Origin of the sequence: Chthonobacter albigriseus (genome assembly GCF_013839445.1) — a bacterium.
In the GTDB taxonomy this organism is placed as follows: Bacteria; Pseudomonadota; Alphaproteobacteria; order Rhizobiales; family Pleomorphomonadaceae; genus Chthonobacter; species Chthonobacter albigriseus.
Window position 1 is genome coordinate 1,176,203 of record NZ_JACDIT010000001.1, and the last position, 13,032, is coordinate 1,189,234.

General features: G+C 63.4%; 12 protein-coding genes. All 12 read right to left on the bottom strand.

The features are described from left to right. Positions 1-41: 41 nt before the first annotated feature. The gene (locus HZ321_RS05255) at positions 42-386 is read right to left on the bottom strand and encodes a cytochrome b/b6 domain-containing protein (protein ID WP_425305373.1); all 345 of its coding nucleotides are present in this window, start codon (positions 384-386) and stop codon (positions 42-44) included. Positions 387-526: 140 nt separating this feature from the next. Continuing rightward, positions 527-1,060, bottom strand: coding sequence for a DUF305 domain-containing protein (locus HZ321_RS05260; RefSeq protein WP_181700882.1), 534 nt, complete (start codon positions 1,058-1,060; stop codon positions 527-529). A gap of 1,517 nt (positions 1,061-2,577) precedes the next feature. Beyond that, positions 2,578-3,294: a hypothetical protein gene (locus HZ321_RS05265; RefSeq protein ID WP_181700884.1), complete on the bottom strand. Its 717-nt coding sequence runs from the start codon at positions 3,292-3,294 to the stop codon at positions 2,578-2,580. A gap of 36 nt (positions 3,295-3,330) precedes the next feature. After that, positions 3,331-4,224 (bottom strand): hypothetical protein, encoded by an 894-nt coding sequence (locus HZ321_RS05270; protein WP_181700886.1) that lies wholly within the window; start codon positions 4,222-4,224, stop codon positions 3,331-3,333. Between the two features lie 58 nt (positions 4,225-4,282). Further along, positions 4,283-5,761: a hypothetical protein gene (locus tag HZ321_RS05275; RefSeq protein WP_181700888.1), complete on the bottom strand. Its 1,479-nt coding sequence runs from the start codon at positions 5,759-5,761 to the stop codon at positions 4,283-4,285. After that, positions 5,761-6,015: a helix-turn-helix domain-containing protein gene (locus HZ321_RS05280; RefSeq protein ID WP_181700890.1), complete on the bottom strand. Its 255-nt coding sequence runs from the start codon at positions 6,013-6,015 to the stop codon at positions 5,761-5,763. The genes HZ321_RS05275 and HZ321_RS05280 overlap by 1 nt, the downstream gene beginning before the upstream one ends. Positions 6,016-6,084: 69 nt before the next feature. Further along, a complete protein-coding gene (locus tag HZ321_RS05285; protein ID WP_181700892.1) occupies positions 6,085-6,666 on the bottom strand; it encodes a hypothetical protein in 582 nt (193 codons plus the stop codon). Positions 6,667-6,676: 10 nt separating this feature from the next. After that, the gene (locus HZ321_RS05290) at positions 6,677-7,873 is read right to left on the bottom strand and encodes a tyrosine-type recombinase/integrase (RefSeq protein WP_181700894.1); all 1,197 of its coding nucleotides are present in this window, start codon (positions 7,871-7,873) and stop codon (positions 6,677-6,679) included. Positions 7,874-8,285: 412 nt separating this feature from the next. After that, positions 8,286-9,101, bottom strand: a complete 816-nt coding sequence (locus tag HZ321_RS05295; protein ID WP_181700896.1) for an alpha/beta hydrolase fold domain-containing protein — start codon at positions 9,099-9,101, stop codon at positions 8,286-8,288. 26 nt (positions 9,102-9,127) lie between these two features. Then, on the bottom strand, positions 9,128-10,576 hold the full coding sequence (locus HZ321_RS05300; protein WP_181701746.1) for an NAD-dependent succinate-semialdehyde dehydrogenase: 1,449 nt from the start codon (positions 10,574-10,576) through the stop codon (positions 9,128-9,130). A 79-nt stretch (positions 10,577-10,655) separates the two neighbouring features. Continuing rightward, a complete protein-coding gene (locus tag HZ321_RS05305) occupies positions 10,656-11,882 on the bottom strand; it encodes an iron-containing alcohol dehydrogenase (RefSeq protein ID WP_181700898.1) in 1,227 nt (408 codons plus the stop codon). Further along, entirely contained in the window at positions 11,879-12,916 is a 1,038-nt protein-coding gene (locus HZ321_RS05310) for an Ldh family oxidoreductase (protein ID WP_181700899.1), read from the bottom strand. The genes HZ321_RS05305 and HZ321_RS05310 overlap by 4 nt, the downstream gene beginning before the upstream one ends. Positions 12,917-13,032 lie beyond the last annotated feature (116 nt).

Genomic DNA, 13,032 nt, shown 5'->3' on the forward strand with positions numbered 1-13,032 from the left:
GTGCAGCGCCAGCATCGCGTGGAGCGGCGCCACGGCGAACGTCAGGTAGCTCGCCGTGAACCCGAGGGCCGCCTGACCAGCGCGGCGTAGCAGCCGAGGTGGAGGGCGCGGGCGGCGTGCTCGACGTTTCCGCCGGACAGGACGCGGAGGCTGAGATCTCCGAGCCACCAGCGCAGCCCGAGCCGCCCCACCAGCAGCGCACCGATCGCCATGCCCGACCAGTTGTGGACAGCGTGCGGCAGGAGGTCGAAGGGATCGGGCGCGAGCCCAAGATGCACAGCGTGGTGGGTCCGCTCGATGCTGCCGCCCGTCAGATACTGGACGAGCACCAGGCCGGCGACGAGCCAATGAAGGACTATCTGGAGGAGTGAGTAGCCGGTGGTCATGCCAGGAAGTGTAACAAGTCGTCCTTGAGATCACGTGAACCGAGTAGCCCGAGCCGCGGCGAGGGCGCTGGGCCGGGCGATTTCTTCGTGTGGTCGGGCCGAAAGGACGGCCCGCGCTCGCCGACGCTTCTTCGATCCCCTTACAGAGGCTTGTCCTCCAGGAGCTTACCGTTCACGAGCTCCTTTGCCTCGCTCGCGCCTTCGTCCCGCAGGTTCGCGGGACCGGCGTCGAGGGGCGTGTCTCCGCGACGGCCGTGCTGCTCGATGTCCCCGAGCAGCATCTTCATCTCGGCGATCTCCTTCACTTGGTCGCGGATGATCTTGTCCGCCAGATGCCGCACGCGCGGATCACGGATGTCGGCCCGCTGGGCGTTGTTGATGGCGATGGAGTGGTGGGGGATCATCGATTTCACGAAGCTACTGTCGTTGATGAAGGTCTGGTCGCGGTTCGCGACGAGGAGCCCTGCGCCGGCGACGATCGCTACAAGGAGCACGACGAGCTTCGCGGCCGCCGGCCTGTACATGCGCCACTTGAAGGCCAGCATGACGGCGGTCATGACGCTGCCCATGACCAGGCACGAGTCGAGCCGCGTCAGGCTGAACAGCGCGTGGTCCCAGGCGTAGACGAGCTGGTACATCAGGAAAAACATGATGACCGTCGAGGTGGCGATCATCGCCGCATTGCCAACTTCCCAGCTGATCGGCTAATTTCTTAACAGTGAGAACTATTGGCCTGTACTGCTCGGAAAACGTAGTACGTGATCTAGACTAGGTAAGCACCGGTGCCGTTCTCGAAGACGGTAATCGTTGCCGGACCGGTGGGCGCGTGAACGACCCCGAACGAGGTTACGGAGTTTGTACTCACTCGTCGCCTTCGTTTGATGGCCGTCGGCCGTGCTTTGCTCAACGAGCCCCTGTTGGCGCTCAAGATCCACACCGAGCAAACATGCCTGAAGAAATTTCTGCGGTCGACATTGGCCGAACTGTTCTGATCATTTGCCACCACCGCTTCGACTCTACGACGCGAAGTTTGCTGGCGGGCCGCTGCTCGATCTCGGCACTTAACCTGCATCCTTGACACGCGCCTCGTTGGCGTGCCCCGGATTACCGTTAGCCTTGGACAGCCGGACCTGAGCGGAGCCAACGGACAACTCGCCGTCTTGATGGCCGACGTCGCCGGCAATCTCGCCACCAATGCAACCACGCCTACGGCTTCTCGCCTACAAACGCGATGCCGGCGGGACACTGCGCTTCGGCAGTGAGTTCAATCTGCCGGGGTCTTCTGAACTTCGCTCGATCGACGATCGGACTTTCCTCAGATTCGACGAACCGGCCGGCCGTCATTTCGAGGGACTCTTTTTCGAAGCAGCTTAGGTCGATGGATGCATCGCCGGCGGAAGGATGGAGACCGGCGGTCGACCGCTGGACGCATCGACCGACACCATGTCCACCTTAGATGCTGTTCGTTCTCCAGTTGGAATAAGTTGTGCGGCGGCAGGACTACTTGGTTGGACCGTGATGCTGAGTTTGAGCATGTGTAAAAGGCGGCTGACCAATTGCTGCCCATTCAGGAGCGTCGACGATCCTGCCGCGCTGCCCACGCAAAAAGCGGGAGCGTCCAGACCGGAGCTGCCGGGTTCGGGGCATGAATCGAACTTCTAGGCCCGTACTCCAGCAGGTACAGCGTGAAGCTCAAGCGGCCGTCGCTCACCAGTAGTGCATCCTCCAACATCCGAATTGCTACCTCGCCGCTGGAAGCGCAACTCCGCGCCGCCCGGCTTAGAAGATGAAGGTCCACTGTTGCACCGGTGGGAGACCAATCGCCTTGGGCCGGCACTTCAACGGCGACTGGCCCTCGATCCTCGCTGATCCGCAAGCTTTCAGAGGAAGGATCAAATGTGAGCAGCACCGGAAAGACCCGCCGCCGCCGTGCGCGAGCCGAGGATAGTCCCGCGAGCGCAATGCCCAACTCGGCAGCCGGCGTGATTAAGCCGAACCAAAGCATCGTCGACGCCTTCGAGGCAGACGTAAACCATTAGATTGGCAGAAGCTGGCCGAGGAATCTAGCTGACCTGTGCGGCTCTCGAAAGCCGCTTTGGTTCACGCGCCATGCATCATAGCCGCCGTGCCCTTTTAACTGCTTTCCGAGGGCAGGGCTTAGCTGGGGATGCGTTGGGCCTGATGTCCCGATTCAGCTCTGCTGCATCTTTGTGATGCGCTCGATCTGAACGACATGCCGTGTACCGTAACGGATACGGTGATAGGTCTGGAAGGCAGCTAAGAAGGCGCGCTCCAATCGCGCCGCGGCATTTGCCTGATCCCGCGTTGCGCGCGTCGAGCCGTAAAGGAGGATCCGCCCGTTCAGGGCGGCGGCAACCATGTGAAGCTGAGCCACGTGCACGGCCAGTGCGGCTTCGGCTGTATTGCTCGGAGCAAGTCCCCGGATTAGTTCCAGAGCAGCAGATAAGCTTTCCGAGGTTGCCACGTGGTCCCGGTTTATGGCGGCCGCGTCGATCAGCTGATTGAGCATCGTGTTTACAAAGGCGTCCGAGCCGCCGCCCAGCGAACTGCGCAAGGTCGTCCGCCAGGCCTCTTCATCTGTTCCAACTGGCGCAGTTGCAACACGGTAGTTGGCGCGCTGCGTTTCCACCGCCGCGGCAAGTTGCGGCTCCACAGCTGATCCGGCGCCCGCCAAGTGTTGTGAGTGCTTGAGTAGCTGCCGCCGAACCCAGGTGCGCCGCGCTTTCGCCTCCTTTGTGTAGCGGCCATCGGTGTATCGCCCGTTGAGCACTCCGGTTGGCGCTCCGCCCGGCGTGGAGGTCTCGCCGCGAGGGGTGACTGGCTCAGGAAGTCGATCGCCGATCAGTTCCGTTGTGAGAACATCGGAGGTTGAGTTCATTTTCGTCATCGGCACCCCCCACCACGAGGATCTCGGGACTAGCCATTACTGACTATCGAAAAGACTTGGCTCGCGTAGTTCGCCAGGCGAGCCAGTTGCCGACTGCCTCGTTCCATCTTTAGCGAGCGACGTACGACGTGCCTGTAGTTCAGGCGACTCATGTTCTACGCCACGGTGAGTAGCGGCCTGAGCGGTTGCTTTCGAGCTTCCGCGGCGCTTCGAACCGGTGACCAATCCACGGAGATCGGCATCGCGGTTCGCTGTCAGGTCAGGCTGATCTCTCCCCGGTTCCGTCCCGTGATCCGGTCCAAGCGTGGGTGACGAGCTAAGGACTTGTCCACGGCTCGCGGATTTACCTTGATCTCGCATGGCTCCAGCAGGAGCGGTCCGCGCAACGGGAACATCCAGGACGTCGCTGACGGATGACAGTGCGTTCGACGAGGAATCGTCCTTTGGAGAAAACGCGACGGCTTCCCTATAGGTGCGGCCCTGTGCGACCTGTCGGTCAAGATCGAGCGCCTCACCCGCTTGCTGATTTGAACGATCGCTAATCGCAGGACTGCTGCCGAATGCCTCATCCTGGCTGCGGATGATTTCGTCCAACAGCATAGGGACCGAAAGGCCGAGTTTCTCGCTAGTGCTGATTAGGCGGCGCAGCTTACGAAGGAGTTTCGAACCGGTTTTGCCGAAAGCCGCCACCGTCGCGAACGCTACCGCTAAAGGCTGCTGCGTTGGTGCAAACAGCCTCGCAACTGCATCGTACCGCGCCCTAAACGACGCCGCGCTTTCTAGAACGGACTGGATGCTGCGCGATACATCTGGCTGAGCCTTCTCAACGTCGAGGATGAGAACGGCGGCACGTATCAGCTCTGCCGGAACACTCTTCGGATTCCTCAACTGATCCTGTTCCGGGAGCAAGGGCGTCGCATTGGTAGCCATGATTTCAGCTCCGATCTAGATGTTTGTTCGACGTCAGCGCCGGTCCACCCGACGCGTGTTAAACTTCGGTCCCTTCTCCCGATGCGGAGACCGGCGATGACGGGGCAATCTGCTGGATGCGCTTCTGCTTCGATCTGGGGGGCGCTGGGTAAGACCGCCGCGCAGCGATCGAGGTATTGAGCGTGTCGGAGGCGACGACCGAAGCGGCACGACAACGTCGCCCAAGTCCGCCATCGCCTGCTTGAGACTGGCGATCGTCGTTCCCTCGGACAGTTGACCTACCAGGATGGACCAGGTGCTTCGGATCAAACCGTGGTCGTTTGAAACGAGGATCTGCAACAGACGCGCCGTTAGGGGAGCCACGGCGACTGCGTCTGGCGTCTGCTTTCCGCTCAAACACGTCGCGCAAGATTGAGAGCGTCCACGGATCAATGATGCGGCTTGGGTCTATTGTGGTTTCGTCGAAGTTCCGGACAATGGCGACCGGCTCATATCGCCTCGAGAAGCTGGCTCGAGGGTTGGTGACGGCAACAACAACATTGGTGCGCGGCGGGCGCCTGCCGGCCGCATTGCTGCAGTTACCATTTGCAGGAGACCGCCGGCTCCTAAGCTGACGTACGAGTTCGACTTTTCCATCTCGCCGAAGCCCGACGATCGCCTCACCGGCTTGTCTCAATTCTCGGAGGAATTTGGCGAGATCTCCCATCGGCTGGGCAAACTTCAGCCGTCCTGTTGCTTCGAACAGGGCCAGAGCCGTTTTAGGGCAGGACGGCGGAGGGCCCATCCAGTCCGGCTTGAGCACGTATCGGACGGCAGCCGCTGGATCGGCTTCCAGCCTCGGGCCCGCCACCGCAGCTTTCAGAAATCGGCGACACCATTCTTGCACACCGAGGCACCAGACCTCGTCTTCCGCATCGGCCTGGCAAACCTGAAGAAGCACATGGGCGTGCAGGTGCACCAGGTGTTCGACAGTTGTACCGGCGGGGCGGTCTTTTGATGACGGGCAATGAGTTGAGCGTAGAAGGACGCATACGCCGAAGCGCTTCTTCATCTCGGGAGCCAAGCGGGAGAGCAGGCGATGGAGATCACCACTAGCCTCTCTCAAACCGGAAACTGGCGTGGGCGGACCGGCAGTCACGACGAGCTGCGCAACCGCGGAGCCACGTGGCAGGAGCTTGTCGCAAAAGTACTGTGCAGCGAGGCCCAGCGGCGCCCGTTCGCGCTGCGCAATCACGGGGAGCATATTGACTGCGCGGTAGGCCTCTACGCGTCGGTGGTGACCTGTGAGGATGCCGTACTCAGTCAGCTTTGACTCGGTCCTTACCTCAAGGCCGGCTTTCTCCAGCAGCTCTGCCCAGGTATGAGAAGCGTCAAGGATACGTTTGCGGCGTGCTTGTTTACGGCTCCACTCGGCCGGCGAGTCTTCCTCGCCGGTGTTCTGAAAGAGAATATCGTCGGATGAGAACACTTGTTCGCCGGTGAGCCGATCTCCGCGAGACCATCTACCGCCGCTGCGGAAGCTCGTCGCGGCGACCATCACCGATGGCCCTTTCCGCTCGACGCTGCCGCGGCTTCAGCTGCGATGAAACGCTCGAGCTCTTCACGCAGGATCAGAGTCCGGCCGGCAACGCGGACCATCTGCAGTGAGCCCTTGGCCTGCATCCGATAGAGCGTCGACCTCGAAAGCCCCGAGTAGCGGACTGCCTCGTTCACTGACAGCGAGTAGGGCAGAGACAAGCTGGTGGTAGCCGGCAGCGTCCGCGAACGGGTGAAATAGTCTTCCTGGGTCATGAGCCACCTTGATGTCGCTAGGTGGCCCCCTATCAATCACACCCCATGTCGAGTGTCTTTCACAGAAACTCAAGGCTCTGGCTTTGGCGCCGGCGGAATGCCTCTCAGTTGTTGTTGCTTATGGAAACGGTCGTACCCTTCTTGTGCTTCAACCTTCCTCATTTTTGATATCCAGTTCCTGAAAGCAGCCGGCGATATAAGGTATCCGAATAGCTCCAGTCGTCGATCGTCGGTCAGATCGCTGAAAATATAACGAGTTATAGCCGAGTCACACAAACCGTCCTTTCTCATTAGATCTATCATGATGTGGAGCAGAATACTGTAGTGCCATTTTGCTTCTCCGCGGCCGCCCTTGTCTGAGCCATCACGGAGCCTCAGATCAGATGCGAACTTTGTTATGTCGGACGCACAGAAATCATCAAAAAACTTAATAATCCTTCTATTAGTCGGTCGATCTATAAGGGACTGCATGGATGAATTAATATTATATCTCAGCATCCAGTCTACGGATTGGGATCTCCTATTGCGTAAATTCGCGTAGATCTTATTCTCAATCTTTTCCAGGCGCATTGACCAAAGCTTATCAAGCCCCTTCAGATCAAAACCTTTTCCGAAGAGCAAAGATATTATGTGCAGATCTTCAACGCTCATGGGGCGTCTCCTAATTCGGATCTGACGAGGTCAAGTAGGCTCTCCACATATCCATCAGCTCGCGCCGCTTTTCCAGAGCGTCACCGCGCCGGTAGGCACGCTCCGTCGCGTCTCCAACAACATGCGCGAGGGCGGCTTCGGCAATCTCTCTGGGGAAGTCGGTGCACTCACCCGCCCAGTCGCGAAAGCTCGATCGAAAGCCGTGGACTGTAATCCCGTTGATCTCCATGCGCGTGAACAGAGCTTTGAAGGCCATGTTCGACAAGGGACGACCTCGTTTTGCGCCCGGAAACACGTAAGCACCAGGATCGGCTGAGTGCCGGAGTGCCGCCACTGAGTTGAGGATCTCGATGCAGCGGCTGCTGAGAGGAACGCGGTGCAGTCGTCCAGCTTTCATGCGCTCCTTCGGAACGGTCCAGAGCTCGTTATCCCAATCGATCTCACGCCAGGTCGCCCCGAAAACCTCGCCGGCTCGAGCAGCAGTCAGGATCGTAAACTCAAGCGCCAGTGCAGAAATGGCGTTCCGGTTGCGGAGTTTGGCAACAAACGCCGGCACCTCACCAAACGGCAGAGCAGGGTGATGTCCGCGCTGGAGTTTGATGCGTTTCGGCAGGAGATTTTGCAGGTGCCCCCGCCATCGCGCCGGGTTCTCTCCTTGCCGCAAGCCACGGGCCTTGGCGGCATCGAGAACTCGCTCTATTCGGCCACGAAGGCGAGAAGCCGTTTCCTGCTTCGTAGACCAGATGGGCTTGAGGCAAGCGAGAACGTCGTCTGTCGTGATTGCGTCGATCGCTTTGGCTCGGATCGGCGCCGCATACGTCGTTAGGGTCTGGCGCCACTGGTAGCGATGCTTCTCGTTGCGGAAACCCACTTCGATCTCATCGACAAGCTGATCGGCGAACTGGCCGAATGTGAGTACGACGGGTGCAATCGCGGCTCTGTTCGCAATCGGGTCGACTCCATCTCTGACCAACCGCCTTGCGCTCTCAGCACGGGCACGCGCCTCCGCCAGCGAGACATCGCGAGCCGACCCAAGCCCCATCTCCCGCCGTTTTCCGTTCCAGGTGAAGTAGAGGAGCCAACGCTTCCGGACGGCATCCGCGTCGCGGTTGATCACTAGGTGCAGGCCGTCGCCGTCGGCGTACTTGCCGGGCTCTGTGCGCGTCGCTACCTCACGCGCGGTCAACCGCTTCGATGTCCTCGGCATTATTCGGCCCCACTATCGGCCCCACTCCTGAACTGGGATTGTAGGACATTCTGTGGGACACGTGGAGAAGCAAACTGGTATTAGTCCTCGGCATTTGGCGGTTCTCCGACACCCACAGAGACGGCCTGAGACGGCAGTACGGTGGACCTTGGCTCCACCAACTCCCCTTCCGCTGCGCTGCTGAACCGAAGCCTTCCGGCTGGTCCGGCTTCATGTCTCGTTGCAGCCTCGGGGCAACTCCCGTCTCTGTGCGTAGGGCTCTGCTGACGATCCCGCTGCCGGCGCGGCCTCGTCGGCGTCCGGACGCACGGGATGCTGAAGGAGGAGACGCCCTGCCTCTAACCGGCGTCGGCCATCCGCTCTCTCGCCGGCTCGCTCCTCCGTCGGCGTGCAATCCGGTTCTTGGACGCTCTCAAGCGGGCCGGAGAAGCTCGGTCAAGCTCCGGCCCGCCTCGCTGGCGGGATCGTCGAGCTGCAGCACGCAGCTCATGTGGTTGGCGTTCGCAAGAATCGTTCGTGTCGCGTCGACATGCTGCGCGACGAGCCGTGACCGGAACGCCGCCGCCTGGCTGTGAAAGGGTTCGGTCTCCTGATCGCCGTGGATGATTCTCACCGGGCCGCCAGCGGCATGGTGGCGGGCCAGCGGGGAAAAGGACCGGACTTCCTCGTCGGTGATGCCGATCAGCGGCGCCAGGAAGGACGACTGGAGCGGTGCCAGATCGTAGACCCCGCTGAGGAGGAACGCGCCGCGAAGGCTCTTCCCCCGATCGGAGTCGAGCAGGAAAGTGCACAAGTGCGCCCCCGCGGAATGTCCGCCGACGGTGATCCGATCCGGATCGCCGCCATAGGATCGCGCATGATCCTGAAGCCAGCGGGCTGCGCGACGGACCTGATCGACGATGACAGCCATTCGGACGGCCGGCATCAGGGAATAGTCCATCACCGCCGCGATGGCTCCCGCAGCGGTGACGGTGCGGGAGACGAAGGAGAAGTCGCTCTTGGAGAACATGCGCCAATAGCCGCCGTGCACGAACAGGTGCACGGGCCGAGGCCTTGCCGCGCCATCAGGCATGAAGAGATCCAGCGTTTCGTCCGGCGACCCGCCGTAGGCAACATCGAGCACCGCCGGCCCGGCCTGGCGGGCCTCGGCGCTCCGCGAGGCATAGGCGGTCAGGTAGCCATCGAAATCGGCGACGTGATCCCGCGTCCGGAACAGATCCTTCTCCACGCCTTCCCCTTCCGTCGGTCCGCCGGTCAGAAGGCGGCGGCGATGTATTTTGGCTCCAGGAATTCCAGAATGCCATGGTGGCCGCCCTCACGCCCGAGACCGCTTTGCTTGACCCCGCCGAACGGGGCCGCGGGATCGGAGACGAGACCACGGTTGAGCCCGATCATCCCAGCCTCGATGCGGCCGGAGACACGAAGCCCACGCCCGATATCCCGGGTGAAGATATAGGCCGCCAGCCCGTATTCAGTATTGTTCGCCTCAGCGACGACCTCGTCCTCACTTTCGAACCGGTAGATCGGCGCGACCGGACCGAAGATCTCCTCGCGGGCCATGGCGGCGGTCGTCGGGACATCGGTGATGACGGTCGGCGGGTAGAAGTGTCCGCTACCCGCAGTGGGCGTCCCGCCGCAGTGGATCCTGCCGCCCCGCTGCCTGGCATCCTCGACGAGACGATGGATCTTGGAAACGGCAGCTGCCGTGATCATGGGGCCGCATTCGGTGAGGGGGTCGATTCCGGGGCCGACCTTCAGAGCCGTCATGCGTTCGGTCAAGCGCCGGACGAAGGCATCATGTACGCCGGCCTGGACGAAGATCCGGTTGGCCGCCGTGCAGGCCTCGCCGGCGTTGCGCATCTTCGCCAGCATCGTGCCATCGACCGCCACGTCGAGGTCCGCGTCGTCGAACACGATGACCGGTGCGTTGCCCCCGAGTTCCATCGAGCAACTGATCACGTTCTTCGCCGCCTCTGCCAGCAGAAGACGACCGACCCCGGTGGAGCCGGTGAAGGACAGCTTGCGCACGCGCGGATCGGCGAGCATGGCTGCCGTGACAGGGCCCGGGGTGGAGGTGGTGATCACGTTGACGACGCCGGGCGGAACGCCGGCTTCGGCATAAAGGTCGGCAAGCGCATAGGCCGTCAGCGGCGTTTCGCTGGCCGGCTTGAGAACCACGGTGCAGCCGGCGGCCAGCGCGGGCGCGATCTTTCGGGTCGCCATCGCGGCCGGGAAGTTCCAGGGCGTGATCAGCACCGCGATGCCGATCGGCTGGTAATCGACGATGATGCGGTTGGCGCCGGCAGGGGCGAGCGCGAAGTCGCCCGGGATGCGGACGGCTTCCTCCGCGTTCCAGCGGAAGAATTCCGCGGCGTAGGCGACCTCGCCGCGCGCGTCGCGGAGCGCCTTGCCGTTCTCCAGGGAGATCAGCGCAGCCAGCGCGTCCGCTCGCTCCACCATCAGCTCGAAACAGCGGCGCAGGATCTCCGACCGGCGCCGGGGGGGCGTCGCGGCCCAGGTCGGAGCGGCGGCCGCGGCAGCTTCCACCGCGGCCGCCGCATCGGCGACGGTCGCGTCGGGTACATGCGCCAGCACCGTTCCGGTAGACGGGTCTGTCACGGCGATCCTGCCGCCGGCTTCGCCGTCGCACCAGCGACCGGCGATGTACAGCCCGCGGGCGTGACGGGAAGCCGGCGTGGGCATGTCGGCGTCTGTGGCGCCTGACTCGGACTGAAGAGATGCTGTCATCGCGGTGGATCCTGACGGATGGATGGACGAGGGCTCAAACGGCGGCGGCGGCGAGGTCGCCACGCCAGGCCGCGCCGACCAGGCGAAGCATGGCGTCACGGTCGATGGGTCGGGGATTGTTCTTGACCAGGCGCTCGATCCCGGCCGCCTGCTCCGCGGTCCAGGCGATCCTGTCTTCCGGCAGTCCGAGCTTATCGAGGCTCGGCGTGATTCCGATCGCAGCGAACAGGCGCGCCACCTCCCCGATCGCGGCATCCGCCCTGGCATCTTCGGACAGCCCTGCGGTGTCCAGACCAAGCGCGTCGGCCACCTCGGCCAGTTCGGCCATCGCCGCGGACCGGTTGTAGGCCATGACGTAGGGCATCAGGGTCGCGACGCCGAGGCCGTGCGGCGTGTGGGTGAGTGCGCCGGCCGGGTACTGGATCGCATGGGCGGCCGCGGTTCCCGCCGTGCCGAAGGCGCAGCCGGCGGCGAGCGCTCCCATCATGACGTCGGCGCGCGCCGCTTCGTCCGAGCCGTCCCGGCAGGCCCTCTCCAGGCTTCGGCCGAGAAGCCGGATCGCCAGGAGGGCAAAATGGTCGGTGAGGGCGCTCTTGCCGATGAACACGTGCCGCTGCGGGAGATCGGCGGTCGCATCGCGCCGGGCGGCCGTGAAGGCCTCGATGGCGTGGGTCAGCGCGTCGGCTCCGGCGATGGCGGTGAGGCCCGGCGGGCAGGAGAGCGTGAGGTCCGGGTCGCAGATCGCCGCGGCGGGGATCAGGTGCGGGCTGGAGATGCCGACCTTCAAGGTCCGGTCCGGGTCGGAGATGACCGCGACGGGCGTGGCTTCCGAACCGGTGCCGGCGGTGGTCGGCACGGCAATCACCGGCAGCGTCGGTCCGGGAACCTTGAACTCGCCGTAGTAGTCCTGGATCCGGCCGCCGTGGCTGAGGAGGAGTGAGGCGCACTTGGCCATGTCGAGGCAGCTGCCGCCGCCGATCCCGATCACCATCTCCGGGCGGAAGGCCCGCGCCTCCTCGGCGCAGACGGCGGCGCTGTCACGCGGGACGTCGGGCTCGACCCGGGCGAAGACATGGACGTCCACCGCGCTCGACCGCAGGATCGCGACGAGTTCCTCGAACGCCGCCGTTCCCGCAAAACGCTCGTCGGTGCAGATCAGGGCCCTCGATCCGACCCGGGCGGCGACGGCCCCGAGGGCGGCGCGTTGTCCCTTACCGAACAGGATCTCCCGCGGAAGGCGGAGGGCTGCGAAGAGGCTCATGATGGCGTTTCCCGTCGGCTGAGGTTCTTGTGTAGGGATAGGTCGTTGAGCCGGGCCCAAAGCCCGGGATCCACCTCGAAGCCGGCATTCGCGGCCTGCGTCCGGCGCCTGCGTGCCCCATCGCCCGGTATGCTCACCGGCGTTTCGGGGTCGGCGGAAGGCGCCGCACGGACGAAATCCAGGTAGTCGGCAATGCGCCGGAGGAGATCAGTCGAACCGCAGGTGTCGAGGACGAGGAAGATGTCGCCCTTGTTGCAGACCGCCTCCGCGTCGAGCGTTCCGCGTATCGAGGGCGCGAACGGCGTTCCGGCGACGGCGGCCACGATGAGTTCGATCGCCAAGCCGAGCGCGTAGCCCTTGGCCTGCCCGAAGGGTGCGATGGCCCCGTCCCTGGCACGGACGGCATCGGTCGTAGGCCGCCCGTCGGCGTCGGTGGCCCAACCGGGCTGCAGCGGCCGGCCGATCGCGGCGTGATGATGGATCTTCCCCATCGACACTTCGCTGGTGGCCAGATCGACGACGAATGGAGCGCCGTCGGCCGAAGGCACGCCGATCGCGATCGGGTTCGTCCCAAGCACCCGGCTCGTGCCGCCGTGAGGGTGGACGAGCGCTTCGCTGGACGACATCGCGATCCCGATGCGTCCGGTCGAAGCGATCGCCTCGACGTACTGGGCGAGCATGCCGAGATGCTGGGCGTTGCTCACGGCGGCGAGTGCGACGCCGGTCCGGCCGACCCGCTCCAGCAGGCGGTCGAGCGCTGCGAAAGCCACGACAGGACCTAGTCCGCGCAGCCCGTCGCCTTCGAGCACTCCCTCCGATCGCCACCGGAACTCGCCTTGCGACACCGGGTCCGCCAGGCCGCGTTCGATGCGCCGGAGCAGCCTGGGCAGACGCTGAAGACCGTGTGACGGGTGGCCTCTCAGCTCGGCTTCCACGAGGATGCCGGCCTGGATCTGCGCCGATTTTTCGGGGACGCCGTACCCGCGAAGAAGCCCTACGGCAAGGTCTTGCGCGTCCCGCTCACAGACTCTCAACGGCCCGCCTCCAAAATCCTATACGATATAGGATTGAATGTATGCGAGCATCATGATACGACTGCCCTGTGTCAAGGGGCAAAAGATATGCGGAACGCGGTCACGCAGAAACCAGG

What these genes read in the sequence shown, in the direction of transcription:
- HZ321_RS05255 (WP_425305373.1), bottom strand. Translation starts at nt 386, where the DNA reads ATGACCACCGGCTACTCACTCCTCCAGATAGTCCTTCATTGGCTCGTC.
- HZ321_RS05260 (WP_181700882.1), bottom strand. Translation starts at nt 1,060, where the DNA reads ATGATCGCCACCTCGACGGTCATCATGTTTTTCCTGATGTACCAGCTC.
- HZ321_RS05265 (WP_181700884.1), bottom strand. Translation starts at nt 3,294, where the DNA reads ATGACGAAAATGAACTCAACCTCCGATGTTCTCACAACGGAACTGATC.
- HZ321_RS05270 (WP_181700886.1), bottom strand. Translation starts at nt 4,224, where the DNA reads ATGGCTACCAATGCGACGCCCTTGCTCCCGGAACAGGATCAGTTGAGG.
- HZ321_RS05275 (WP_181700888.1), bottom strand. Translation starts at nt 5,761, where the DNA reads ATGGTCGCCGCGACGAGCTTCCGCAGCGGCGGTAGATGGTCTCGCGGA.
- HZ321_RS05280 (WP_181700890.1), bottom strand. Translation starts at nt 6,015, where the DNA reads ATGACCCAGGAAGACTATTTCACCCGTTCGCGGACGCTGCCGGCTACC.
- HZ321_RS05285 (WP_181700892.1), bottom strand. Translation starts at nt 6,666, where the DNA reads ATGAGCGTTGAAGATCTGCACATAATATCTTTGCTCTTCGGAAAAGGT.
- HZ321_RS05290 (WP_181700894.1), bottom strand. Translation starts at nt 7,873, where the DNA reads ATGCCGAGGACATCGAAGCGGTTGACCGCGCGTGAGGTAGCGACGCGC.
- HZ321_RS05300 (WP_181701746.1), bottom strand. Translation starts at nt 10,576, where the DNA reads ATGCCCACGCCGGCTTCCCGTCACGCCCGCGGGCTGTACATCGCCGGT.
- HZ321_RS05305 (WP_181700898.1), bottom strand. Translation starts at nt 11,882, where the DNA reads ATGAGCCTCTTCGCAGCCCTCCGCCTTCCGCGGGAGATCCTGTTCGGT.